Source organism: Streptomyces daghestanicus (genome assembly GCF_020521275.1).
Lineage (GTDB): Bacteria > Actinomycetota > Actinomycetes > Streptomycetales > Streptomycetaceae > Streptomyces > Streptomyces griseoviridis.
This window is the reverse complement of sequence record NZ_BNDX01000016.1, coordinates 354,080-377,170: the sequence shown is the minus strand read 5'-3', so window position 1 is coordinate 377,170 and position 23,091 is coordinate 354,080. Positions and strand designations below refer to the sequence as shown.

The 23,091-nt window shown below is 73.4% G+C and carries 21 protein-coding genes and 1 tRNA gene; 11 read left to right on the top strand and 11 right to left on the bottom strand.

Annotated elements, in window-relative coordinates; translation table 11 throughout:
* Positions 1 to 72 precede the first annotated feature (72 nt).
* A complete protein-coding gene (locus Sdagh_RS28455) occupies positions 73 to 1,221 on the bottom strand; it encodes an SPFH domain-containing protein (RefSeq protein ID WP_189420155.1) in 1,149 nt (382 codons plus the stop codon).
* 223 nt (positions 1,222 to 1,444) lie between these two features.
* On the bottom strand, positions 1,445 to 2,455 hold the full coding sequence (locus tag Sdagh_RS28450) for a peptidoglycan-binding protein (RefSeq protein WP_189420152.1): 1,011 nt from the start codon (positions 2,453 to 2,455) through the stop codon (positions 1,445 to 1,447).
* Between the two features lie 175 nt (positions 2,456 to 2,630).
* Here Sdagh_RS28450 and Sdagh_RS28445 point away from each other — a divergent pair.
* The 3 genes from Sdagh_RS28445 (at position 2,631) to glxA (ending at position 6,904) form a co-directional block, all read left to right on the top strand.
* Positions 2,631 to 2,704: transfer RNA gene (locus tag Sdagh_RS28445), tRNA-Lys, on the top strand.
* Positions 2,705 to 2,948: 244 nt separating this feature from the next.
* Positions 2,949 to 4,970: a glycosyltransferase family 2 protein gene (locus Sdagh_RS28440; protein ID WP_189420150.1), complete on the top strand. Its 2,022-nt coding sequence runs from the start codon at positions 2,949 to 2,951 to the stop codon at positions 4,968 to 4,970.
* On the top strand, positions 4,967 to 6,904 hold the full coding sequence (gene glxA, locus Sdagh_RS28435; protein WP_189420148.1) for a radical copper oxidase GlxA: 1,938 nt from the start codon (positions 4,967 to 4,969) through the stop codon (positions 6,902 to 6,904). Before Sdagh_RS28440 ends, glxA begins: the two co-directional genes overlap by 4 nt.
* Positions 6,905 to 7,015: 111 nt before the next feature.
* Here the strand turns inward: glxA and Sdagh_RS28430 are convergent, their stop codons facing one another.
* Positions 7,016 to 8,032 (bottom strand): glycoside hydrolase family 6 protein, encoded by a 1,017-nt coding sequence (locus tag Sdagh_RS28430; protein ID WP_189420145.1) that lies wholly within the window; start codon positions 8,030 to 8,032, stop codon positions 7,016 to 7,018.
* A 225-nt stretch (positions 8,033 to 8,257) separates the two neighbouring features.
* Between Sdagh_RS28430 and Sdagh_RS28425 the strand changes: the two genes are divergently transcribed.
* Positions 8,258 to 10,366 (top strand): hypothetical protein, encoded by a 2,109-nt coding sequence (locus Sdagh_RS28425; protein WP_226535920.1) that lies wholly within the window; start codon positions 8,258 to 8,260, stop codon positions 10,364 to 10,366.
* Positions 10,367 to 10,459: 93 nt separating this feature from the next.
* Here the strand turns inward: Sdagh_RS28425 and Sdagh_RS28420 are convergent, their stop codons facing one another.
* Positions 10,460 to 11,137, bottom strand: coding sequence for a class F sortase (locus tag Sdagh_RS28420; RefSeq protein ID WP_189420143.1), 678 nt, complete (start codon positions 11,135 to 11,137; stop codon positions 10,460 to 10,462).
* A 2-nt stretch (positions 11,138 to 11,139) separates the two neighbouring features.
* Complete coding sequence (locus Sdagh_RS28415; protein ID WP_189420141.1) at positions 11,140 to 11,727, bottom strand: hypothetical protein; 588 nt, start codon at positions 11,725 to 11,727, stop codon at positions 11,140 to 11,142.
* A gap of 202 nt (positions 11,728 to 11,929) precedes the next feature.
* Here Sdagh_RS28415 and Sdagh_RS28410 point away from each other — a divergent pair, with 202 nt between their 5' ends.
* On the top strand, positions 11,930 to 12,709 hold the full coding sequence (locus Sdagh_RS28410) for an HAD-IIA family hydrolase (RefSeq protein ID WP_189420139.1): 780 nt from the start codon (positions 11,930 to 11,932) through the stop codon (positions 12,707 to 12,709).
* Positions 12,710 to 12,727: 18 nt separating this feature from the next.
* Here Sdagh_RS28410 and Sdagh_RS28405 read toward each other — a convergent pair whose 3' ends face one another.
* The 3 genes from Sdagh_RS28405 to Sdagh_RS28395 form a co-directional block, all read right to left on the bottom strand.
* A complete protein-coding gene (locus Sdagh_RS28405) occupies positions 12,728 to 13,162 on the bottom strand; it encodes a type 2 periplasmic-binding domain-containing protein (RefSeq protein WP_190077300.1) in 435 nt (144 codons plus the stop codon).
* Between the two features lie 185 nt (positions 13,163 to 13,347).
* Complete coding sequence (locus Sdagh_RS28400) at positions 13,348 to 14,163, bottom strand: hypothetical protein (protein WP_190077299.1); 816 nt, start codon at positions 14,161 to 14,163, stop codon at positions 13,348 to 13,350.
* Positions 14,164 to 14,339: 176 nt separating this feature from the next.
* The gene (locus Sdagh_RS28395) at positions 14,340 to 15,647 is read right to left on the bottom strand and encodes an ROK family transcriptional regulator (RefSeq protein ID WP_190077298.1); all 1,308 of its coding nucleotides are present in this window, start codon (positions 15,645 to 15,647) and stop codon (positions 14,340 to 14,342) included.
* Between the two features lie 47 nt (positions 15,648 to 15,694).
* Here Sdagh_RS28395 and Sdagh_RS28390 point away from each other — a divergent pair, with 47 nt between their 5' ends.
* The 3 genes from Sdagh_RS28390 (at position 15,695) to Sdagh_RS28380 (ending at position 18,208) form a co-directional block, all read left to right on the top strand.
* Positions 15,695 to 16,774, top strand: a complete 1,080-nt coding sequence (locus Sdagh_RS28390) for a Gfo/Idh/MocA family oxidoreductase (RefSeq protein WP_190077297.1) — start codon at positions 15,695 to 15,697, stop codon at positions 16,772 to 16,774.
* Positions 16,771 to 17,244, top strand: coding sequence for a heme-degrading domain-containing protein (locus Sdagh_RS28385; RefSeq protein ID WP_189420128.1), 474 nt, complete (start codon positions 16,771 to 16,773; stop codon positions 17,242 to 17,244). Before Sdagh_RS28390 ends, Sdagh_RS28385 begins: the two co-directional genes overlap by 4 nt.
* An 85-nt stretch (positions 17,245 to 17,329) precedes the next feature.
* Positions 17,330 to 18,208 (top strand): LLM class F420-dependent oxidoreductase, encoded by an 879-nt coding sequence (locus Sdagh_RS28380; RefSeq protein ID WP_190007517.1) that lies wholly within the window; start codon positions 17,330 to 17,332, stop codon positions 18,206 to 18,208.
* Positions 18,209 to 18,228: 20 nt separating this feature from the next.
* Here the strand turns inward: Sdagh_RS28380 and Sdagh_RS28375 are convergent, their stop codons facing one another.
* The 3 genes from Sdagh_RS28375 to Sdagh_RS28365 all read right to left on the bottom strand — a co-directional run bounded on the left by Sdagh_RS28375 (position 18,229) and on the right by Sdagh_RS28365 (position 20,405).
* Positions 18,229 to 19,086, bottom strand: a complete 858-nt coding sequence (locus tag Sdagh_RS28375) for a fumarylacetoacetate hydrolase family protein (RefSeq protein WP_190007516.1) — start codon at positions 19,084 to 19,086, stop codon at positions 18,229 to 18,231.
* A 152-nt stretch (positions 19,087 to 19,238) separates the two neighbouring features.
* Positions 19,239 to 19,934 (bottom strand): YidC/Oxa1 family membrane protein insertase, encoded by a 696-nt coding sequence (locus Sdagh_RS28370; protein WP_189420121.1) that lies wholly within the window; start codon positions 19,932 to 19,934, stop codon positions 19,239 to 19,241.
* Between the two features lie 153 nt (positions 19,935 to 20,087).
* The gene (locus Sdagh_RS28365; protein ID WP_190007514.1) at positions 20,088 to 20,405 is read right to left on the bottom strand and encodes a DUF6412 domain-containing protein; all 318 of its coding nucleotides are present in this window, start codon (positions 20,403 to 20,405) and stop codon (positions 20,088 to 20,090) included.
* 119 nt (positions 20,406 to 20,524) lie between these two features.
* On the opposite strand from Sdagh_RS28365, the gene Sdagh_RS28360 reads away from it, so the two are divergent.
* The 3 genes from Sdagh_RS28360 to Sdagh_RS28350 all read left to right on the top strand — a co-directional run bounded on the left by Sdagh_RS28360 (position 20,525) and on the right by Sdagh_RS28350 (position 23,088).
* Complete coding sequence (locus tag Sdagh_RS28360) at positions 20,525 to 21,544, top strand: SEC-C domain-containing protein (RefSeq protein ID WP_190077296.1); 1,020 nt, start codon at positions 20,525 to 20,527, stop codon at positions 21,542 to 21,544.
* A gap of 114 nt (positions 21,545 to 21,658) precedes the next feature.
* Positions 21,659 to 22,081 carry a very short patch repair endonuclease gene (locus Sdagh_RS28355; RefSeq protein WP_190008236.1) on the top strand — a complete coding sequence of 141 codons (423 nt, stop codon included), beginning with the start codon at positions 21,659 to 21,661 and terminating at the stop codon, positions 22,079 to 22,081.
* Between the two features lie 20 nt (positions 22,082 to 22,101).
* Complete coding sequence (locus Sdagh_RS28350; protein WP_190007509.1) at positions 22,102 to 23,088, top strand: DNA cytosine methyltransferase; 987 nt, start codon at positions 22,102 to 22,104, stop codon at positions 23,086 to 23,088.
* Positions 23,089 to 23,091 lie beyond the last annotated feature (3 nt).

The window sequence follows — 23,091 nt, the reverse complement described above, 5'->3', positions numbered from 1 at the left end:
CCGCTCCCTGGAAGGACGTGGGGGACGATCAGTGAGCCGTGCAGGTCTAGACCAAGTCTCAGATTATGACCGCTAGTTGAACATGTCCATACCAATAGCGGAACCCGCTCCCGGCGCCGCGCAGAACGCCACCGTGAGGTCCTTCACCAGGGCCTTTCGCTCGTAGTCGTCCAGCTCGACCAGCCCGCGCGTGGTGAGCCGGGTCACCGTGTCCTCCACGGAGTCCACCACCGAGGTCAGCAGACTGGCCCGCTGGGCCGCGTCCAGCGCGGCGATCCGGCGGCGGTGCATCGCGGCGGCCACCTCGGGCGCGTACTCCGCCCGCACCGGCCGCACCGAGAACACCTCCAGGCCGACCACCGCCGCGTCCGCCGCCACCAGCCGGGTCAGTGCCTCGCCGCCCGGGTCGGCCGCGGCGCGCGGGCTGCCCGGCGGCTCCACCGGCACCCGGGCCAGGGCCGCCTCCACGCACTCGCGCAGGTACGCCTCGTGGTCCTCGACGCCCAGCACGGCCCGCGCGGTGTCCCGTACCCGCCACACCACCAGCGTCACCGCCTTGAGCGCGACCCCGTTGCCGTCGGCCGCGGGCATCGGCTCGCTGCGCCAGTGCCGCAGCCGGACGTCGACCCGGCGGCGCAGCAGCAGCGGGTTCACCCACATCAGGCCGGTACGGCGGACCGTGCCCCGGTAGCGTCCGAACAGACCCAGCACCCACGCCCGCCCGGTCCGCCCGCGGGCCAGCCCGCCGAAGCCGGCCATGCCCAGCGCCCCGGCCCCCGCGTACGCCGCCCACTGCGCGGGCCCGAGCCCGGCCCCGGCGGCCGGCAGCCGCAGCGCCTCCAGCAGCAGCGGCGGCAGCACCCCCGCCCACCACGACGTCACCGCGCAGCCGGCCGCGCCGCAGACGCCGGCCAGCACGCCCGCCGCGCCGGGCAGCACCCGGGCCGGGCGCTCCCTGAGGCCGGGATCGATCTCGGGCGCCGGACGCGGCCGGGAGACCGGGCGGCGCAGCCGGGGCTGCTCCCCGGTGCCGTGCCGGCGGCCGACCACCGCGGGCCGCAACGGCACCGGCGCCGGTTCGGGGTCGTCCCGGAAGAGGAGGTGGACGGGGATCTCGGTGGTGGCCTCGTTCTGGATCAGCCGCACCGGCCGGGTCAGGCCCTCCGGCAGGCCGCCCGGCTCGGGGCCGGGGGGTGAGGTGGTCGAGGACGTCGTACTCATGCGTGCTCCAGCCTCCGCGCCAGACGCGTCATGAAGGGATGAAGGGGGAAGGGGGGAAGGGCCGGGGGAATCCGGGGGAAGAGGGGAAGGGGGGAAGGGCCGGGGGAATCCGGGGGAAGAGGGGAAGGGGGGAAGGGCCGGGGGAATCCGGGGGAAGGGGGGAAGGGCCGGGGGAATCCGGGGGAAGGGGGGAAGGGCCGGGGAATCCGGGGGAATCCGGGGCTCAGGCGAACAGCCGCCGCCAGGTCTCCGGGCCGGGGAAGCCGTCGGCCGCCCCGCCGCGCCAGCCCTGGGCCCGCTGGAACGCCTCGACGGCCCGCCGGTCCGCCTCGCCCCAGCGCGGCCCGGGACCGGCCGGGTAGAACCCGCCGAAGCCCTTCTTCACGAGCTGCTCGCCGAGGCGGGTGACGTGGTCGCCGCGCACGCCCGGACGGAACGCGGCCCGGCCGGGGTAGCCGGCGCCGGTGGCGGCCGGTGCCGGTGCCCCGCCGGCCGTACCGGTGACCACGCCCTTGTAGCGGTAGGGGAGGTAACGGGAGGAGTTGTTCCAGTAGGCGTAGGGCGTGGTCTGCTGGCGGGTGTGCGGCGGGGTCTGCTCGTAGGCCGTGTACTGGGTGCGCGCGGTGTCCGTCCAGCCGCCGAAGATCACCACGTGGGAGCCCTTCTCGGGGTCGGCCTCGTTGTGGAAGAGCAGGATGTCGCCGGGCTGGAGCTCGTCCTTGGTGATGCGGTCGGAGAAGGTCCCGAGGCTCCCGGTCCACTCGTTGGCGGGCAGCCCCCAGGCCATCGACACATAGCCCGAGCAGTCCTGCCGGTACCCGTCCGACCAGTAGGAAGTCATGCTGTACGGGACCTTCGCGGCGACCCATCTCTTCGCCCGCTCGATGATCTGGGCCCGGGTGGTCTCGGGCAGCGGGGCGCCGGCCTCCGGGGAGGCGGGCGCCCCGGCGGGGCCGTGCAGCGGGGCCCGCTCGCCCTGGGGGGTGTCCTGGACAGGGGCGGGGGCGGGGGTCTCGTCGGCCGGGTCGCCCGGCCGCGCGGGGGCGTGCGCGGCGGCCGGCAGGGCGGCGGCCACGCCGGCGGCGCACGCGGTGGCGGTGCCGACCGCGACGACCAGGGCGCGCCGGGCGGCCGGGCGGGCGGGGGCGGGCGACGGTGCCCGGCGCCCGTGCCGGCAGCCGGGGCAGTCGCAGTCGCTCGCCGGGGCGATCTCCTCGAATACCGGCGTCTCCATGCGATCTCCCTCACACTCCGGCCGGACCTGTCCGCTGCGGTACACGTGCGTCAGTTTCGCAACGGTCAGCGAGGCGCGCATGTTGACGGTCCGAATGATGTACGGGCGGCTCCCGGCGGGCGGGCGGCGGTCCGGAGCACCCCGCGGGGTCGGGTAAGGTTGGCCAGGTCAGCAGGCGCCGCTAGCTCAGTTGGTTAGAGCAGCTGACTCTTAATCAGCGGGTCCGGGGTTCGAGTCCCTGGCGGCGCACCGACGGTCGAAGGCCCCTCGCTCACGCGGGGGGCCTTCGACGTGCGATCACACCGAACGGCGGTCCCGGCCGGGCGCCGGGAGGCATCATGCAACCGGAAGGGCGTCGCTCCGTGTCTATAAGGTGTGGGTGATGTGGTGACGGCGATCCACCACAGTTGCGTCTGTGACGGTGCGGGGGAACCCCGTCGACGGGCGCTGTACGCGACGAAACACGCCTGACCCGCGTGTGGGGGGATGACTCATGACGTCGACGCCGCCGGGCGCCGGACCTGACTTCGATCCGTCCGAGACCACCCGGCTGAGGGTGGACTCGCTGCGGATGTCCACCACGGGCACGTTCCGCCGGATCAAGAAGACCCTGCCGAGATACGACTACGAGCACTACAGCCGGCTGGCCGGTCCGCTGACCCAGCCCGACCCCGGCCGGCCCTACAAAGTCCGCTACCGCTCGCTGCTCTCGCAGGAACCGCACCGCGTCCGGGCCGCGCTGATGCTGGCCGCGGCGCCGCTGCTCTCGGTGGTGCTGCTGGTCTGGCTGCTCCAGCCCGGGCACTGGACCGAGCGCGACTACCCGGCCTTCGACTGGCTGCCCGCGCTCGACGTCGTCATGCTCGTCGCGATCGGCCTGATCGAGCTGTTCCGGTGTGCGAACGTACTGTCGAACGCGCACGCCACCCTCGTCGCCCGCGACCCGGTGCCGGTGGTGCCCGAAAACGGAACCCGGGTCGCCTTCCTCACCTCCTTCGTGCCCGGCAAGGAACCACTGGAGATGGTGACGAAGACCCTGGAGGCGGCCATGAAGATCCGCCACCGGGGCGTCCTGCACGTCTGGCTCCTCGACGAGGGTGACGACCCGGAGGTCAAGGCCGTCTGCGCCCGGCTCGGCGTGCACCACTTCTCCCGCAAGGGCGTCGCCCGCTGGAACCGGCCCAAGGGCCCGCACCGCGCCAGGACCAAGCACGGCAACTACAACGCCTGGCTGGAGGCGCACGGCGGCGACTACGACTACTTCGCCTCCGTCGACACCGACCACGTCCCGCTCCCCAACTACCTGGAGCGGATGCTCGGCTACTTCCGCGACCCGGACGTCGCCTTCGTCATCGGCCCGCAGGTCTACGGCAACTACGACAACCCCGTCACCAAGGCCGCCGAGTCCCAGCAGTTCCTCTTCCACGCCCTGATCCAGCGGGCCGGCAACCGGTACGGCTCCCCCATGTTCGTGGGCACCTCCAACGCGGTGCGGATCAGCGCGCTGAAGCAGATCGGCGGCCTGTACGACTCGATCACCGAGGACATGGCGACCGGGTTCGAGATCCACCGGCACCGCAACCCCGCCACGGGGCGGAAGTGGCGCTCGGTCTACACCCCGGACGTCCTCGCGGTCGGCGAGGGCCCGAACGCCTGGACGGACTTCTTCACCCAGCAGATGCGCTGGTCGCGCGGGACGTACGAGACGATCCTCAAGCAGTACTGGAAGGGCTGGTACTCGCTGCCGCCGAGCAAGCTCTTCAACTACACCATGATGATCATCTTCTATCCGATGTCGGCCCTGAACTGGATACTGGCCGCGCTCAGCTGCGCCCTGTTCCTCGGCCTCGGCGCCTCCGGCGTCGACATCGACCCGGCGGTCTGGCTGATGCTCTACGGCAACGCCTCCGCGCTCCAGATCGGCCTGTACGTCTGGAACCGCCGGCACAACATCTCCCCGCACGAGCCGGAGGGCTCCGGCGGTGTCGCGGGCATGGTGATGTCGGCGCTGTCGGCGCCGCTGTACGCCAAGGCGCTGATCGACTCGGTGCTGCGCCGCAAGAGCACGTTCGTGGTGACCCCCAAGGGCGACTCGACCAGCCCGGACACCTGGTTCGGCACGTTCCGCTACCACTGGTACTTCATCGCCGTCTTCGGCGCCTCGATCGCCGCCGGGGTGGTGTACGGCCACGCCCACCCCGCGATGATCGTCTGGGCGACGTTCGCGCTGCTGATCACGGCCTCGCCGATGTTCGCGTGGCGGTACCAGCTGCGGAAGGCGAAGGGCGCCGCACCCGAGGAGCCGCCCGTCACCGCGCAGGCGCCGGTCCCCCAGCAGGGGGCGGTCCCGCAGCGGGCGCCGGTCCCCGAGCAGGGGGCGGTCCCGCAGCGGGCGCCGGTCCCGCAGCAGGGGGCGCACGCCCAGCAGCGCCCCACCTGGGCCGCGTCCGGGGCGGTGGCGGACGACCAGACCATGCAGATCGCCCTGGGCGGACTTGGGGGACGTGAGGAATGAAGCAGCAGGCCGGCCGCCGGCGCGCCCGCCGCCTCGCGATAGGGACCGTGGTGGTCCTCGCGCTGGCCGGGATGAACGGTCCGTGGCTCTACCGTTTCGGCACCGGGAAATACCACCAGTACAAGATCGACCAGCCGGAGTACAAGGCCGAGAACGGCCGCTGGGAGATCATCGACTTCCCCGACGAGTACAAGCAGAACACCATTCACGCGGCGCTGCTGCGCACCGGCAAGGTGCTGCTCGTCGCGGGGTCGGGCAACAACCAGGACAACTTCGACGCGAAGAGGTTCGACACCCGGATCTGGGACCCGGTCAAGGGCACGGTCAAGAAGGTGCCGACCCCGACCGACCTGTTCTGCACCGGGCACACCCAGCTCGCCGACGGCAATCTGCTGATCGCCGGCGGCACCAAGCGGTACGAGAAGCTCAAGGGCGACGTCACCAAGGCCGGCGGGCTGATGGTGGTGCACAACGAGAACCCGGACAAGCCGATCACGCTCCCCGCCGGCACGGAGTTCACCGGCAAGGAGAACGGCAGGACGTTCGTCTCCAAGGACCCGGTGCTGGTGCCGCGCGCGAAGAAGGTCTACGACGAGACCACCGGCGAGTACCTGCGCAACGACCCGGGGCTCGGCCGGATCTACGTCGAGGCGCAGAAGAGCGGCGCGGAGTACGAGACCGGCACCCAGGACAACTACACGGTGCGGGGCCTGTCCGGGGCCGACGCGCGGAACACGTACGGCATCGCCGAGAAGCTCGCCCTGGACAAGAAGGACTTCCAGGGCATCCGGGACGCCTACGAGTTCGACCCGGTCGCCGAGAAGTACGTCAAGGTCGACCCGATGCACGAGGCCCGCTGGTACCCGACGCTCACCACGCTCAGCGACGGCAAGGTCCTCAGCGTCTCCGGCCTGGACGACATCGGGCAGTTGGTGCCGGGCAAGAACGAGGTGTTCGACCCGGAGACCAAGGAGTGGGCCTACACCGACACCACCCGGCAGTTCCCGACGTATCCGGCGCTGTTCCTGATGCAGAACGGGAAGATCTTCTACTCGGGTTCGAACGCCGGGTACGGGCCGGACGACGTCGGCCGGGAGCCGGGGGTCTGGGACGTGGAGACCAATGAGTTCGACGAGGTCCCCGGGCTGAGCGACGCGAACATGATGGAGACGTCCGGCACGGTGCTGCTGCCGCCGGCCCAGGACGAGACGTACATGGTGATCGGCGGGGGCGGGGTCGGCGAGTCCCGGCTGTCCAGCGAGAAGACGCGGATCGTCGACCTGAAGGCCGACAGTCCGAGGTTCGTGGACGGGCCGTCGCTGGAGAAGGGGACGCGGTACCCGCAGGCGTCCGTGCTGCCCGACGACAGCGTGCTGGTCTCCGGCGGCTCGGAGGACTACCGGGGGCGCGGCGACTCGAACATCCTGCAGGCGCGGCTGTACGACACGGAGACGAACTCCTTCCGGCGGGTCGCCGATCCGCTGGTGGGGCGGAACTACCACTCCGGGTCGGTCCTGCTGCCCGACGGGCGGGTGATGTTCTTCGGGTCGGACTCGCTGTACGGCGACAAGGCCAACACCAAGCCGGGCACGTTCGAACAGCGGATCGAGATCTACACGCCGCCGTATCTGTACGGCGGGGAGCGGCCCGACCTCTCCGGGGGGCCGCAGCGGATCGCGCGGGGCGGGTCGGGAACGTTCACGTCGAAGGCGGCGGCGTCGATCGAGAAGGCGCGGCTGATCCGGCCGAGTGCGGCGACGCACGTCACCGACGTGGACCAGCGGTCGATCGCGGTGGACTTCGAGGTGTCCGGGGATCAGGTCACGGTGACGGTGCCGGAGAACAAGAACCTGGTGCAGTCGGGTTGGTACATGCTGTTCGTGACGGACGGGGACGGCGTGCCGAGCAAGGCGCAGTGGGTGCGGGTTCCCTAGGGCCTGTCGTCCGGATCAGGTCGCGGGGAATCGGCTGCGTCTTCCCCGCGTCTGCGGCGTGATCCGCCTACTGCCGACGAATCTCCGACTCGGATCACCAGGGGGCGCGGCCTACGGTCCCGAGGTCAGCTGCAGGGCGTAGGACTGCCACCACTGGCCCGCCTTGGGGCCGCCCTTGCACTCGCCGTCGGATTCGCCGGGGCGTTTGACCCACAGGTAGGCGTCGGCCAGGGGGTCGGCCGTGCGGGTGGTGGGGGTCTCGCCGAGGGTGCGGCCCGGGGGGTTGCACCAGCGTTCGGCCGGGTCGCCCTCGGTGTAGGGCCCGTTGCCGTTGCGGCTGGTGTCGATGACGAAGTGCTTGCCGCCGACCTCGGCGGAGAGCCGCTTGCCGTAGGCGAGGGAGTCCTCGGTGGAGTAGAAGTTGGAGACGTTGACCGCGAAACCGTCGGCGCGGTCGACGCCCGCGCGCCTCAGGGGGTCGTGGATCTGGCCGGGGTCGCCCCAGCCCGCGTTGCCCGCGTCCAGGTAGACCTTGGTGTTCTCCAGTGCCCCGAGGGTGTCCACGGCGCCGCCCAGGAGGTCGTAGCGCTCCTCGTGGAACTCCTGGGGCGTGCAGCCGTCGACCAGGTGGAGGACCGCGTCCGGTTCGAGTATCACCGTGGCGGGGCGGTCGCCGATGCCCCGGGCGACGGCGTCCACGAAGGCGCGGTAGGCGTCGCCGTCGGCGGCGCCGCCCTGGGAGTACTGGCCGCAGTCGCGGTGCGGGATGTTGTACAGCACGAGCAGCGCGGTGCGGTCGGCCCGGCCGGCGGCCTCGGTGAAACCGCGGGCCTGCTCCTCGGGGTTGTCCGGGCCGATCCACTCGGCGACCGGCTGCTCGGCGATCCGGCGGATGCGGGCCGCGTCGGCGTCCTCGCCGGCCTGCTCCAGCGCGGCGACCCGCCGGGCCGCCGTACTGTCCGGATTGACCCAGAACGGGGTGGTCTCCGCGGGCCGCTGGGTGATGCCGGCGCCGGCGCCCTTCTCCCGGTCGCCGCCCGCCCCGTCACCGGAGGAGGAACAGCCCGCGATCAGCAGAGCCGCCCCCAGCGCCAGGGCGCACGCCCGGCCCCCCCTGCTGCGGTCCATCCGTCCCCCCCTGGGTGCGCCGATCCAGGGCTCAATCCTGACATACGGGAGTGACACCCACGCGGCCTCCACGGGTGCGCGGGCGGCTGTGGCCGAGTAGTGACAAATGAAGGATTAAATTCTTCTTAACCGATGGTGTACAACCATTCATGTGTGTCGCCTGTCGAACGGGAGTACCGCGGCGTCCGCGCTGCCGCACGCAATCCGTCAAGAGGAATCCTGCCCATGTTGATCCGCCGGTTGTGCTCCGTCCTGCGCGTGCGCGGGAAGGCCGACCTCCTACTGGTGCTCCTGTTCGGCGCCGGCTTCGCGGCACTTCCCGTGTTCGCCCTGCTGCCGTCGGTCTGGGGGTTCGCCGCGGCCTGGGCCGTGAGTTATGTCGCGGACGAGGTGCTGCACTCCCGCGCCCCCGGCTTCATCCGCCGGCTGTCGTCACTGCAGTTCACCCGGACCATGCGGTTCGCCATCCGCACGGTCTCGCTGCTCGTGCTGGCCGGGCGCACCGAGGTCCCCTGGACGGTCCTGATCACCGGGCTGGTCGCGTTCTGCGTCCACCTCGCGTTCACCATGCTCTACTCGGCTGTGCACCGGGGTATCCGCGCGCGGCGGAACCTGCCGGTGATCGTGCGCAACCTCGACATGAGCGCCGCGGGCATCCCCCAGCAGCCGCCCGCCCTGCTGTACCGGCGGTTCCTGCGCAAGCTGCTCCACCTCGACCTGCCGGGCCACGTGGGCCTGCTGGCCGTCCTGATCACCGTGGAGCTGTCGGCCCGGAAGCCGTCGGCCGACCTCTGGAACGCGGCGTACGCGGGCTTCGCGCTGACGGCCGGGCTCACCACGCTGGCGCTCGCCGCGCTGCTCTGGCAGCTCGTCAGGACGCGCCGGATGCCGTCCCCGGACGACGTGATCGCCACCCTCAACGCCCAACTGGCCGACTACCGGCCCCAGGTGGCCCTGTACTTCAGCTTCGCCGCGGTCTCCCGGGACTTCATGTACCAGGTGAACATGTGGATCGAGACGCTGGAGCAGATGGACCTGCGGCCGCTGATCGTGCTGCGTGAGCGCCCCTCGTTCCGGTACCTGAGCCGTACCTGGGTCCCCGTGGTCTGCACGCCCAAGGCGGACGACGTCGCCAAGCTGGACCTGTCCGAGGTGCGGGTCGTCCTCTACCCCGGCAACGCCGGCAAGAACGTGCACATGCTGCGCGTCGCCGAGGCCAAGCACGTCTTCATCGGGCACGGCGACAGCGACAAGCTCGCCAGCAGCAACCGGGTCAGCAAGGTCTACGACGAGATCTGGGTGGCCGGCCGGGCCGGCCGCGACCGCTACCAGCGGGTGCGGCACGCCATCAGCGACCGCGCCATCGTCGAGGTGGGCCGTCCGCAGCTCGCGCCGATCCGGCTGCACGCCGATCACGTCCCGGGCCCGCAGCCCACGGTGCTGTACGCGCCGACCTGGGAGGGCTGGAGCGACGACGACTGTCACACCTCGCTGATCCCGATGGGCGTGACGATGATCGAGAAGCTCCTCCAGGAGAACGTACGGATCATCTACAAGCCGCACCCGCTCACCGGCAAGCGCTCGCCCGAGGCCGCCGCGGCGGACGCGGCCGTGCGGGAACTGCTGCGCGCCGACAACGAGCGGCGCGAGGGCGCGCGGACGGACAGCGCGGTCGCCGCGGTGCAGCCGCGGCTGCGGGAGATCGAGGAGCGGCTGGCCGAGCTGACCGGCAAGCTCACCGGTGACGACGCCCAGCAGACCCGGGACGCGCGCGTGCCCGACCGGGACGGCGGGACCGAGTGGCAGGAGCTGACCGACGAGTGGCACCGGCTCTTCTGGGAGAGCCACGGCCCGGTCCGGCACCACATCATCCGCAAGCGGCTGCCGAGCCTGTACGAGTGCTTCAACCAGGCCGACATCCTCATCAGTGACGTCTCCTCCGTGGTCGCCGACTTCGTCGCCAGCCTCAAGCCGTACGTCCTGACCAACGCGCACGACCTGCCCGACGAGGAGTTCCGGGCCGCCTACACCACCGCGGGCGGCGCCTACCTGTTGGACCGGGACTGCACCCGGCTGCCGGAGATCCTGCGGTCGGTGCGCGAGCCGGCGCACGACCCGATGGCCCCGCACCGCCGCACGCTCAAGGAGTACGTGCTCGGTCCGGACCACCCCACCTCCATGGAGCGGTTCAACGCGGCGGCGATCGCGCTGGCCGAGCGGTCCGCGGCGGAGCTGGCCGAGGACGCCGCCGAGGGACGCCACGGCCTGGTCATCCCGGCGCAGCGGGTCGACGCGCCGGGCCTCGCCGGGGCGGCGGACACCGCCGGGCGGTGACCTCACGGCCCGTACGGGCCACGGACGCTCGATGACGGAAGCTGACCGGGGCCCGTCCGCACCACCTGGGAAGGGGGTGCGGACGGGCCCCGGTCACGCGTGGTCCCGGCCGGGCGTCCCGGTGAGGTAGGCGGAGACGACCACGTTCGCCGTGTAGCTGTCGCTGACCCGGTCGTAGGTGCCGCCGCAGGTGATGAGCCGCAGTTCGGCGCGGCCGGAGCGGTGCTGGCCGTACGCCTGCCGGGCGTCGAAGTCCGCGCGGGTGAGGACCCGTACGTCGTCCACGGTGAACTCGGCGGTGCGGCCGTCGGCGCGCAGCACCCGGATGGTCCCGCCGGGTTCGACGGTGCTGAGCCGGTAGAAGACGGCGGGGCGGGTGTCGGTGTCGACGTGGCCCACCATCAGGGCGGTGCCGGCCGCGCCGGGCGTGGCGCCGGACGTCCACCAGCCGACCGTGTCGGGGCGGGCGAAGGGCGGCGGTTCGAGGGCGCCCTTCGCGTCGAGGCCGCGGCCCGTCACCGGGGCGCTCACGCCCAGCTCCGGTATGTCCAGGCGCCGGGGCGCGGCGTCGCCGTCGAGCGGCGCGTGGGCGGGGGGAAGGGAGAGGTGCGGGGGGCGGCCGGCCGCCGTCATGTCGCCGGTGGCCGGCCCGGATATGCCGTCGGTGGTGCCGCGGCCCCACAGCCACAGCCCGAGGAACAGCACCGTCCAGGCGATGCCGGTCACCAGGCGGCCGGGGGAGGCGGAGCGCTGGGGTTCCCGGTCGGGCATGGTCAGTCCGTCCCGCGGCTCCGGCGGGCGCTGCGCAGCGCCACGGCGACGGCGGCGACCCCGGCGAGGACCAGGCCGGTCACCGCGTGCGCGGTGCCGGGTCCGGCGGGGCGGGCCTCGTCCTGGGGGGCGTGGGCGGTGCCGGCGTCACGGGCGGCGAGCTGCCGCGCGGCACCGCCGCCGCCCGCGTCGACGGGGGCGACCGGGGAGGCGGGGGGCCGACCGGCGGGCGGGCGGGCACTGCCGTCGCCGACCGTGAGGCGGCCGGTGTGCCGCTCGGAGCCGCAGCGGACCTTCACCGCGTAGGCGCCCGCCTCGACCGAGGCGCGGATCCGGCCGGCGCCGACGAGGGCGCCGTCGCTGCTGGTCAGGGTGAGCCGGGTGTCGGATTCGAAGGCCGCCGAGACGGCCACCGCGGTCTTCCCGGCGCAGCCGGGCACGCGGAGGGTGACGTCGGAGCCGGGGGCGGGCGTCGCCGGGGTCACGGCGACCTGGTCGGTGTCGCCCGCGTACGCCGGGTACGCCGTCGCCGGGGCGAGCGCCGCGCACAGCGCGCTCCCGGCGCAGAGAGTGGCTTTCAGTGGGCCCATCGTGTACCTCCAGTCACCTCTGGAGACTCCCCCGGCGGCGTGGCACCCGCATCCGCTGCGGGCCCGGCGCTGCTCCGAACGGGGGACGGGGGGCGGGGACGGGTTTGGTGTCTAGCATGGTCGTCCGCAGGTCCCGTTCCCCGCCCGCACATCCGTTCCCCGGTCCGTCCCCCCGGTCCCCGCACGGCAGGAGTCCGCCCGTATGACAGAGCGCAAGCCCATCGAATCGTGGCTCACCGACATGGACGGCGTGCTGATGCACGAGGGGGTGCCGGTGCCCGGCGCCGACGCCTTCATCAAGAAGCTGCGGGACTCCGGGCGGCCGTTCCTGGTGCTGACCAACAACTCGATCTACACCGCCCGGGACCTGCACGCCCGGCTGAACCGGATCGGTCTGGAGGTGCCGGTGGAGAACATCTGGACCTCCGCCCTGGCCACCGCCAAGTTCCTGGACGCCCAGCACCCCGGCGGCACCGCCTACGTCATCGGCGAGGCGGGTCTGACCACTGCCCTGCACGAGGCCGGGTACGTCATGACCGACACCGACCCGGACTTCGTGGTGCTGGGTGAGACCCGGACGTACTCCTTCGAGGCGCTGACCAAGGCGATCCGGCTGATCAACGCCGGTGCCCGGTTCATCGCGACCAACCCCGACAACACCGGGCCGTCCCCGGAGGGCGCGCTGCCCGCGACGGGGTCGGTGGCCGCGCTGATCACCAAGGCGACGGGGAAGGACCCGTACTTCGTCGGCAAGCCGAACCCGCTGATGATGCGCACCGGGCTGAACCAGATCGGCGCGCACTCCGAGACCAGCGCCATGATCGGGGACCGGATGGACACCGACGTGCTGGCCGGTCTGGAGGCCGGGATGGAGACCTTCCTGGTGCTGACGGGGCTGACCACCACCGCCGACCTCCACCAGTACCCGTACCGGCCCACGCAGGTCGTGGACTCGATCGCGGATCTGGTCGACCTGGTCTGACGCGCCGGGCGGGGGCCGTCAGCCGCCGGTGGCGGACTTCCAGGCGCCGGCGCAGAAGGTCAGGTTCTCCTCGGTGCCGGCCCGGTCCGGTTCAAGGACCTCCACGCCGGCCTTCAGCTCGGCCAGGGCGACGGCGTCGGCGGCGGCCCCGATGTCCTCGCGGGCCGCGGAGCCGCCGCCGATCGCGCTGACCCGGCACTGGGCCCGCTCGCCGAGCCGGTGGGCGAGGAGCCTCCCGCCGTTCCCGGTGTGCGGGGCCTCGGTAGCAGGCCGGTGGCGTGGGGCAGCGCGAAGGTGGCGGGCGTGCCGTCCGGCCCGGCCGGCGCGGCTTGCCGCCCCAGCCCTCCGGCACCCGTTCGCGCGGGGCCTGCCGGACGGTCTCGCGGGCGACCTCGTCCCGCTCGGCGAGGTCGCGTTCGGTCGGGATGGGGTGCCCTCCCCCGGTTCGTCCACCAGCCGGTCCGTGCGTGCCTCGACGGCGTGGCACTCCGGTACGCGGCCGTGCTCCGGGCTGCCGGAGCGGACGGGGGCGCCGGGGGCCCGGCCGTTCGGGTGGACCGCGCAGGGACGGCCGCGGACGGGGGTGGCGGAGCTGCCGGGGAAGGCAGGGCCCGCGGGGCCGAGGCGCGGGTGCCCGGTCAGCGGCGCCGGCGGGCCAGCAGGACGGTGGTGGTGCCGGCGGCGGCCAGCAGCGCGGCGGCCATGAGCGCCACGGCGGCGGGGGTGCGGGCCAGGCCGGTGCCGGCGAGTTCGTCGGCGAAGGGGAGGCGGCCGGGCGGGGTGGAGGGCGGCGGGCTCGACGCGGGGATGGCGGGCGCGGCGGTGGGGGTGGCGGTCGCGGCGGTGGGGGTGGCGGGTCCGCCGGTGGGGGTGGCGGGTCCGCCGGTGAGGGTGGCGGCCGGGCCGCCGGACGTGATCCGGAACCGGTAGTCGTTCGAGCGGCCGAGCCACGCGTCGCCGCCGTCGCCCTCGCGGCGCGGTACGACGGCGGCGTGGGCGGTGATCCGGCCGGGCGCGGCGCCGGGGGCGGCCGTGAGCCGGAGCCTGACGGTGAGCGTCCGCCCGGCCGCCACGGTGAAGCCGGTGTCCTCGGTGGCGAGGACACCGGCCAGTTCGCCCGCCCCGGCCGGCGCGAACCGGACCGGATGCGCCCGCTGCCCCGCGTAGAACTCCAGCGTGAGCCGGCCGGGCTCGGGGGCGCGGCGCTCGCCGGCGAGGACGATCACGGGGTGGAGGTCCGAGCAGGTGCGGTCGGTGGTGTTGGTCAGGTCGAGGTACCAGGTGCCGGGCGCGCCGCCGGCCTCGTACCCGCCCGGACCGCCGCGCAGGCGGGTGGTCAGCGGGAAGGTGTGGTCCTCGGGGGCGGTGCAGTCGGGGAGGGGCGCGGACACCGGGGCCGCGTGGGCCGCGTGGGCCGGGGCGGACGCCGGTCCGGTCAGGAGGGCGGCTGCCACCGCCAGGCAGGGGGCCGCCGCCGGGAAGCGGGGCACGTGCGCCGGGCGGGGGGACACAGGGGGTGCACACAGTCGCATGACCATATGAGCTGCCCGTACGGCCGCTCCCCCACGGCACCACTCCGCGCGCCGCCCCCGAACGGGCGTACCGTCTGCCGCCGACCGGACCAGGGCCCTTACGCGTCCCCCCGCCCGAACAGCGGTGCCAGCACCAGCTGCCCCGCGCCCTGAGCGATCGCCCGCGCCCCGCCGGGCGCCACCCGCACCGGTACGCCGCCCCCGTGCCCGCCCTCGCGCCGTGCCCGTGCGTCCAGCACCGCGCCGACGCCCCGGACGAACGCGCCGGGCGCCCCGGCGACGGTCCGGCCGCCGAGCAGCACCAGGTCGATGTCGAGCAGTCCGGCGAGGTTGGCGGCGCCGGCGCCCAGCACCCTGGCCGCCTCGGCGAGGTCGCCGCGCGCGACGGCGGCCAGGCACAGGGCCTCCACGCAGCCGCGGGCGCCGCACGGGCAGGGCGGGCCGTCGAGCTGGATCACCTGGTGCCCGAACTCGCCGGCGCCCGTCCGCGCCCCCCGGTACACGCTCCCGCCGAACACCAGCCCCGCCCCCAGTCCCGTACCGAGGTGCAGGTAGGCGAAGGAGCCGCGCTCGCCGCCGACCGCGAGGCCGAGCGCCGCCGCGTTGGTGTCCTTGTCGACGACGACCGGCACGCCTAGGCGCCGGGCGAGCGCGTCCCGCAGCGGGAACCCGTCCCACTCCGGGAACCCGGTGACCCGGTGCAGCACCCCCCGGGCGTGGTCGAGGGGGCCGGGCAGGGCGACGCCGACACCGAGGAGGGCGGGGGCGCCCGCGACGCCCCGCGCCACCGCCCCCGCGCCCTGCCCCTCCTCAAGGACCCCCGCGCCTTGCACTTCTTCGGGAGCACCCGCGCCCCGGGCTTCCCCAAGAGCACTCGCACCCCGGGCTTCCCGAAGAGCACTCGCGCCCCGGCCCTCCCCGAGGGCACTCGCACCCCGGGCCTCCCCGAAGGCACTCGCACCCCGGCCCTCCCCGAAGGCGCTCGCGACCAGCGCCTCCACCTCCCGGACCACGCCCGTCACCACCGCCTCCGCGCCAGCACCGAGGTCGAGCGGGGCCCGCCGCTCCCCCGCCACCGTGCCGGTGAGGTCGACCAGGACGGCCCGGAGTTCGTCGCGATCGAGGTGGACGCCGACCGCGTGCCCGGCCTCCGGCACCAGCCGCAGCACCGTGCGCGGTTTGCCGCCCGTGGACGCCCGGTGCCCGGCCTCGGCGGCGAGGCCGTCCGCCCGCAGCCGGGCGGTGATCTTGCTGACCGCCTGCGGGGTGAGCCCGGTCCGCTCCGCCAGCTCAAGCCGGCTGATGCCCTCCGTCCCGGCCGCGCGCAGCAGGTCGAGCACCCGGGCGGCGCTGGGGCTGCGCGGGGTCCGCGCCCCGGGGCCGTTCGTCCTGTTCACGCCCACCATTGTCGCCCCTGCTTGCACTTTCGCAACACCGTTGCCAAAGTGGACGCATGACTGATACCTCCTCCGGCACGCCGTTGCGCGTCGGCCTCGTCGGCTACGGCCTCGCGGGTTCCGTCTTCCACGCCCCGCTGATCGCCGCCACCGAGGGGCTCACCCTGGACACGGTGGTCACCTCCAGCCCGGAGCGGCAGGAGCAGGCCCGCGCCGAGTTCCCCGGCGTGACGCTCCTCGCGCGCCCGGACGAGCTGTTCGCGCGCGCCGCCGACCTGGACCTGGTCGTCCTCGCCTCCCCCAACAAGACCCATGTCCCGCTCGCCACCGAGGCCCTGAAGGCGGGCCTGCCGGTCGTGGTGGACAAGCCGATCGCCGGCACGGCGGCCGAGGCCCGCGACCTGGCGGCGCTGGCCGGGGAGCGCGGCCTGCTGCTCTCGGTGTTCCAGAACCGCCGCTGGGACAACGACTTCCTCACCCTGCGCAAGCTGCTCGCCGAGGGCGCCCTGGGCGACGTATGGCGGTTCGAGTCCCGCTTCGAACGCTGGCGGCCGACCCCCAAGGGCGGCTGGCGGGAGTCCGGGGACCCGGCAGAGATCGGAGGTCTGCTGTACGACCTCGGCAGCCATGTCGTCGACCAGGCCCTGGTCCTCTTCGGCCCGGTCACCCAGGTGTACGCCGAGTCGCTCGTCCGGCGCGCGGGCGCGGAGGCCGACGACGACACGTTCCTCGCGCTGACCCACGCGGGCGGCGTCCGCTCCCACCTGTACGTCTCCTCCACCACCGCCCAGCTCGGCCCCCGCTTCCGGGTGCTCGGCTCGAAGGCCGGGTACGTCAAGTACGGCCTCGATCCGCAGGAGGCGGCCCTGCGCGAGGGCAAGCGCCCGGGGCGCGGCTGGGGCGAGGAGGACGAGGCGCTGTGGGGCCGGGTGGGCTCCGGTGAGTCCCCGTCGACCGGCGGCGGCCGGATCGAGCCGAGCGTGCCGGGCGACTACCCCGCCTACTACGCGGCGGTGGCCGAGGCCCTGCTGCGGGGCGGTCCGAACCCGGTGGGCGCCCGGGAGGCGGCGGCCTCCCTGGACGTCCTGGAGGCGGCCCGCCGTTCGGCCCGCGACGGAGTGGTGGTGACCCTGTGACGCCGGAGCCGCCCCCGTCTCTGGAAGAGCTGGAGGCGCAGGAACGCCGCCTGGTCTTCCGTACCTTCACCCACGAGGACGCGTGGGCGCTGGGTTCGCTCCTGGTCGAACTGGCCCGGGAGCGCGAGGCCCCCGTCGCGATCGACATCCACCGGGCCGGGCAGCAGCTCTTCCACGCCGCCCTGCCCGGCTCCACCCCCGACAACGACGCCTGGATCACCCGCAAGCGCCGGGTGGTGGAGCGGTACGGCTCGGCGTCGTACCTGGTGGGCGCCCGGTTCCGGGCCAAGGGCACGACGTTCGAGGAGTCCTCGCGCCTCGACCCCGACACCTACGCGGCGCACGGCGGCTCCTTCCCGGTCACCGTCGAGGGCGCCGGGGTGATCGGCGCGGTGACCGTCTCCGGGCTGCCGCAGCTCCAGGACCACCGGCTGGTGGTGGAGGCGCTGGAGCGGTTCCTGCGGGGCTGAGCGCGGGAATGCGGGTGATGATGGCTGTCGTTGGCACGCGGTACGGCAGGAATGATCAGCCATCTACTGGAGGGATCACACCTCGATGAACGACACCACGGCCGCCTTGAAGGAATCCGTCGGACGGTACGGCGTCTGGGCCGGAGGACTGCGCGTCGACGGCCCCCACGACCACGGCGCGCGCACCGAGGCCGCCGCGGAGGCCGAGCGGCTCGGCTTCGGCGCCCTGTGGCTGGGCGGCAACACCTCCGCCGCGGACGCCACCCCGCTCATCGAGGCGACCTCGCGGCTCGTCGTCGCCACCAGCATCCAGAGCGTCTGGGAGCACGAGGCGTCCGCGACCGCCGCCGACTTCGCCGAGCTGGAGGTGGCCCACCCCGGCCGGTTCGTGCTCGGCCTGGGCGTCAGCCACGGCCCCGCGGTGAAGGGGTACAGCCGCCCGTACTCGAAGATGGCCGGCTACGTCGACGAGCTGGACCGCGCCGGGATGCCGGCCCACCGCCGGCTCCTGGCCGCGCTCGGCCCGAAGATGCTGGAGCTGTCCCGGGACCGGGCGGCGGGCGCGATCCCGTACCTGGTCACGCCCGAGCACACCGCGAAGGCCCGCGAGATCCTCGGCGCCGGCCCGCTGCTCGCGCCGGAGTTCAAGGTGGTGCTGGACGACGACCCGTCCAGCGCCCGCGCGACGGCCCGCGCCTACCTCGCCCTGTACCTCCAGCTCCCCAACTACACCCAGAACTTCCTCCGCCTCGGCTTCACCGACGCCGATGTCGCGGACGGCGGCAGCGACCGGCTGATCGACGCGGTGTTCGCCTGGGGCGACGAGGGCACGATCCGCCGCCGTATCGACGAGTTCCACGCGGCGGGCGCCGACCACGTCGCCCTCCAGGTGGTCCAGGACGGCGGCCTGGACGCCCCCCTGCCGAGGGACGGCTGGCGCCGCCTGGCCTCTCTCCTGGCGTGACCGGTCGGGGCGGTGGTGCCCTACGCGTCCTTCAGCTCCTGGCGCTGCCGCCCCAGTCCGTCGATCTCCAGCTCGACCACGTCCCCGGCCCGCAGGTACGGCTTCGGCTCGGGCCGGCCCATGGCCACCCCGGCCGGCGTCCCGGTGTTGATGACGTCGCCGGGGTACAGGGTCATGAACCGGCTGACGTACCGCACGGCCTCCCCGACCGGGAAGATCTGCTCGGCCGTCGTGCCGTCCTGCTTCGGCTCCCCGTTGACCCAGAGCCGCAGCCGCAGGTCCTGCGGGTCGGGCACCTCGTCGGCGGTCACCAGCCACGGCCCCAGCGGGTTGAACGTCTCGCAGTTCTTGCCCTTGTCCCAGGTGCCGCCGCGCTCGATCTGGAACTCCCGCTCGGAGACGTCGTGCGCGACCGCGTACCCGGCGACACAGGCGAGCCCGTCCGCCGCCGACTCCAGGTAGCGGGCCGTCCGCCCGATCACGACCGCCAGCTCCACCTCCCAGTCGGTCTTGGCGGACCCGCGCGGCACGAGCACGGTGTCGTACGGCCCGACCACCGTGTCCGCCGCCTTGAGGAAGACGACCGGTTCGGCGGGCGGCTCGGCCGCGATCTCGCGGGCGTGGTCGTAGTAGTTGAGGCCGATGCACACGACCTTGCCGATCCGGCCGAGCGGCGGCCCGACCCGCAGCCCGGTCGCGTCCAGTACGGGCAGGTCACCGGCGTCGGCGGCGGCCCGCACCCGGCCGAGGGCCGCGTCGTCGGCGAGCAGCGAGCCGTCGATGTCCGGCACCAGGCCCGACAGGTCGCGCAGGGTGCCGTCGGCGTCGAGCAGCGCGGGCCGCTCCGCCCCGGCCGTACCGACTCGCAGCAGCTTCATGTTCCGTCTCCCTCACTCGCGGGCGTCCGCCGGCGGGACGGGCCCGGTTGCGGCGGGACCCACCCATCGGAGGACTGGTCGATCCTCCAAGCTCGCGTTCCGCTCCGCAAGACCCTGTCCACACCCTGGCGCCGGTTCACCGGTTAACCGGTTCACCGGTACAGCACGGCCCGCTCGGCCACGCCCCAGGCCGTGCTGGTGACGACGTAGAGCGCGGCGGCCAGCGGGACGACGGCCACGGTGACGAGGGTGAAGAAGGAGAGGAACGGCGTGACCCTGCCGAGCGCGGCGACGGCCCCCGGCGCCCCGTCCGGCAGGGCGGCCGGCTGATCGGCCATGGCCCGCCGGGTGAGCCGGTACCCGGCCGCGGCCACGACGCCGACGACGGCGAACAGCCCGGCGTACACGAGCCCCGCCCCGCCCAGCGGCCCGCCGCTGCCGAGCGCGTCGCCCCAGGTCCCGCCCAGCGGCGCGGCGAACAGCCGGTGGCTCATCAGCCCGTCGTCCGAGCCGTCGGTGAAGAGGCGGTACAGCAGGAAGAACGCGGGCACCTGCGCCAGGCTCGGCAGGATTCCCGACAGCGGCGACACCTTGGCCTCGGTGTGCAGCGCGAGCACGGCCCGCCGGAGCTTCTCGGGGTCGCGGGCGTGCCGGCGGCGCAGTTCGTCGATCCTCGGCCGCAGCGCGGCCCGCGCCTTCTGTCCGCGGGCGGCGGCCCGGGACAGCGGGTGCAGCAGGAGCCGTACGAGCGCGGTGAACAGGACGACGGCGGCGGCAGCGGCGCCCGCGCCGAACAACGGCCGGAGCAGATCGGCGAGGTCGTGGACCAGGCCGGCGAAGACGGACATGAGAAGGAGCCCTCCGGGGGTCTCGGCGTACCGGGTGAGGTGAACGGCGGGACCGGCGGACCGGGCGGTGGGCACGGGAAGGTGAACGGACGCACCTCGGCTGTTCTCGTCCCGCTCGAACGAGCGCGGTGCGAACAGGAGGGGGCGAAGTGCCTACGCGACGGACGCCGGGAGGGCCCGTCCGGGCGCTCGGGGCCGCCGGCGGCCCGCGGCGTCGGGATCGCGCTGCGGCAGGAAGGCCGTACGCCGTTCACGGTCGCGGAGGGCCGTACGGACCCGGGTGGGCGGCACGGCGGGCGCGCACCGCGCGGCGACGAGGAGGCAGACGGCGAGCGCGGCGCCCGCCACCACGACGGAGAGCCCGCCGGCGTCGGCGGAGGCGAACAGGGCGGCCTGCACCAGGAGGACGACGAGCAGCACGACGAGGGCCCGCGGCCACCCGCCGCCCCCACCGCTGCTCCCGCTCCGCACGACGCCCCTCCCGTACTCCCGCCGACCCCTCACTTCTACACGACCCGCCCGCCCGCCCGGGTCCTCCGCGAGAAGGATCTCCTCACCTTTTGTCACAGGGCGGCAGTACGGTGTCCCCCATGCGCCCCGACACGCCTGCCGAGAACGTCGACCACACCGCCGAAGCGGCACGCCTGGAGCGGACCGCCGGCCTGTACCCCGAGGACGCCGAGGCCCTGCTGCTGCGGGCCGCAGCCCACCTGGAACTGGCCGGTGAGCGCCCCGCCGCGACGGCCCTCTACGACCGCCTCCTCTCCTCCCCCGGCGCCCTGGAGAACCCCTCCCTGGTCCGCGCCCTGAAGGCGTCCAACCTCTGGGAGTACGGCCACGAGGCGGAGGCCAGGGCCATCATCGACGGCGTCCGAGCGGCGTCCCCGCGGGACCCGGCGCCCTGGATCATCGTCGCGGAGTCCCTGGAGGCCCACGACGAGCTGGAAGCGGCCCACGAGACGTTCACGGAGGCCGCCCGCCTCCTCCTGCCGGCCGGACAGGAACCCCCGTACGCCACCCACCCCGTCCTCTACGGCCGCCACCGCGTCCGCCGCATGCTGGGCCTCCCCCACGACGACTGGGACACCCGCGCCGACACCCTGCACTCGATGCCGGTCACCCTGGACGAACTCCACGACCCCAAGCGCGTCTGGTCCCTGGGCTCCGACAACCCGGCCGAGCTGGCGGCCGAGATCTCCCGCCTCCGCGCCGAACTGGGCGCCTACCGCGAGGCCCTCTCCCGCCCCTTCCCGGTCGCCATGCTGCACTGGCCCGCCGAGGAACTGACCGAACTCCTCACCGCGTACCCGGCCCTGGCCGCGGAGTACCCCTCCTACGAGGAGCACCTGACCTCGATAGAGGAGGCCCTGCGCGAACTGGAGTCCTCCGGCACGCGCAACCTCGGCATCGTCCGCGGCACGGTCCCCTCCTACGAGGCCTTCGCCGCGTCCGAGAACACGCCCCCGGAAGACCCCTCCCTCCTGCCGCAGTACGCGACGACACTGGGGGCACGGGGAAGGGCCGTTTCCTGGCCGCCGGAGCGGGGGGCGGCTTGTTGGTGCGGGTCGGGGCGGGTTTATGGGGAGTGTCACGGGACCTCGAACATCTGAGGCTCGAAGCGGTAGATTCCATCGCAGAGACGATCATCGATCGAGTCCACCTGAGTACGCGAGGCTCCAGCCATGAACAGCGTGACGCCCTCCTCTCCCGGTGTCTCCGCCCGCATGAGCAGGCAGGCGAGCAAGGACACCGGTGTGGAGCTGGCCGTGCGCAAGCTGTTGCACGCGGCGGGGTTGCGCTATCGGATCGAGTACCCCGTCCCCGGCATGCCTCGACGGCGACTCGACGTGGCGTTTCCCGGAGCCAAGGTGGCGGTTCTGATCGACGGCTGCTTCTGGCACGGCTGTCCCGAGCACGCCACACAACCGAAGGCGAACGCCGACTGGTGGCGTCAGAAGCTGGACCGGAACATGGCCCGGGACCGCGAGACCACGGAGCATCTGATCGCAGCGGGTTGGAAGGTGCTGCGGTTCTGGGAGCACCTCCCACCTGAAGAAGTGGCGGCAGCGGTCCGGGCAGCGGTGGACGAGGAGAAGCGGCGCAGGGGGCGCCGCGGGGGGAGTGCGCGACCGTCGGATCGCGCATGACATGAAAAAGAGGGGGGTCAATGACTGACCGATTGGTTTTCGTGGACGTCTGCGCGGGGGCGGGTGGCTTGGCTTCGGGTTTGGAGAGTGCCGGGTTCTCCCCGTCCCTGCTGCTCGACAACAAGCCCCAGGCTTGCCAGACGTTGCTGGCCAACCGGCCGCACTGGAACGTCCTGTGCGAGGACCTGATCGACTTCGTGCCCACAGAGCATCCGGAAACGCTCGACGCCGATCTGCTGTCCGCCGGACTGCCTCGCGTCAAATCATCGGCCGCGGTGGCACGGATGGACAGCGAGCCGGAACTGCGACTGCTCAAGGCTGCGGTGTACCTCGCTCACGGTATCCAGCCTCGCGCTCTGCTCATCGAAAATCTCCCCGCCCTCGTGGAATCGCCTGTGTACGCGGAGGTCCGGTCGTTCGTCGAGGACGAACTCGTCCACCTCGGCTACAGGCTCCGTTGGTTCGTGATGAACGCGGCCGACTTCGGGGTCCCACAGGACCGGGCGCAGGGCATCCTCGTGGCGATCAAGAAGCCTTGGTTCGACGCCTTCGTCCCGCCCGCGCCGACGGTGAGCGAGCACGTGTCGCTCGGGAGGGCACTGCGCCGCTCGATGCGTGCGCGTGGCTGGTCGGAGGCCGACGACTGGGCCGACCAGGCTCAAGCCGTCGCACCGACCCTCGTCGGCGGCTCGGACAACCGGGGCGGGCCGGACGTCGGTCCGACAGGTACCAAGAAGGCTTTCGCCCGCATGGGCGTGAACGGCAACGTGTTCGCCGATGAAGTCCCTGGGCCGGACTACAAGTGGCCCCGCTCGGCCGATGTCACCGAGATGCTGAAGATCACGGTGGACCAGGCGGCCGTACTCCAGTCGTTCCCGCCGGAGTGGCGGATCACTGGCCTGAAGACGGCGCGGTACCGGCAGATCGGCCACGCGACCCCTCCGCCGGTGGGCAGGGCACTCGGCGAGGCGATCGGCGCCGCGCTCCGATCGCCCGCCCGACCGTGACAA

Coding starts and splice junctions, on each gene's coding strand:
- Sdagh_RS28370 (WP_189420121.1), bottom strand. CDS start 19,934: ATGTCCGTCTTCGCCGGCCTGGTCCACGACCTCGCCGATCTGCTCCGG.
- Sdagh_RS28410 (WP_189420139.1), top strand. CDS start 11,930: ATGACAGAGCGCAAGCCCATCGAATCGTGGCTCACCGACATGGACGGC.
- Sdagh_RS28390 (WP_190077297.1), top strand. CDS start 15,695: ATGACTGATACCTCCTCCGGCACGCCGTTGCGCGTCGGCCTCGTCGGC.
- Sdagh_RS28395 (WP_190077298.1), bottom strand. CDS start 15,647: ATGGTGGGCGTGAACAGGACGAACGGCCCCGGGGCGCGGACCCCGCGC.
- Sdagh_RS28430 (WP_189420145.1), bottom strand. CDS start 8,032: ATGGACCGCAGCAGGGGGGGCCGGGCGTGCGCCCTGGCGCTGGGGGCG.
- Sdagh_RS28350 (WP_190007509.1), top strand. CDS start 22,102: ATGACTGACCGATTGGTTTTCGTGGACGTCTGCGCGGGGGCGGGTGGC.
- Sdagh_RS28440 (WP_189420150.1), top strand. CDS start 2,949: ATGACGTCGACGCCGCCGGGCGCCGGACCTGACTTCGATCCGTCCGAG.
- Sdagh_RS28455 (WP_189420155.1), bottom strand. CDS start 1,221: ATGAGTACGACGTCCTCGACCACCTCACCCCCCGGCCCCGAGCCGGGC.
- Sdagh_RS28355 (WP_190008236.1), top strand. CDS start 21,659: ATGAGCAGGCAGGCGAGCAAGGACACCGGTGTGGAGCTGGCCGTGCGC.
- Sdagh_RS28415 (WP_189420141.1), bottom strand. CDS start 11,727: ATGGGCCCACTGAAAGCCACTCTCTGCGCCGGGAGCGCGCTGTGCGCG.
- Sdagh_RS28375 (WP_190007516.1), bottom strand. CDS start 19,086: ATGAAGCTGCTGCGAGTCGGTACGGCCGGGGCGGAGCGGCCCGCGCTG.
- Sdagh_RS28380 (WP_190007517.1), top strand. CDS start 17,330: ATGAACGACACCACGGCCGCCTTGAAGGAATCCGTCGGACGGTACGGC.
- glxA (WP_189420148.1), top strand. CDS start 4,967: ATGAAGCAGCAGGCCGGCCGCCGGCGCGCCCGCCGCCTCGCGATAGGG.
- Sdagh_RS28420 (WP_189420143.1), bottom strand. CDS start 11,137: ATGCCCGACCGGGAACCCCAGCGCTCCGCCTCCCCCGGCCGCCTGGTG.
- Sdagh_RS28450 (WP_189420152.1), bottom strand. CDS start 2,455: ATGGAGACGCCGGTATTCGAGGAGATCGCCCCGGCGAGCGACTGCGAC.
- Sdagh_RS28360 (WP_190077296.1), top strand. CDS start 20,525: ATGCGCCCCGACACGCCTGCCGAGAACGTCGACCACACCGCCGAAGCG.
- Sdagh_RS28425 (WP_226535920.1), top strand. CDS start 8,258: ATGTTGATCCGCCGGTTGTGCTCCGTCCTGCGCGTGCGCGGGAAGGCC.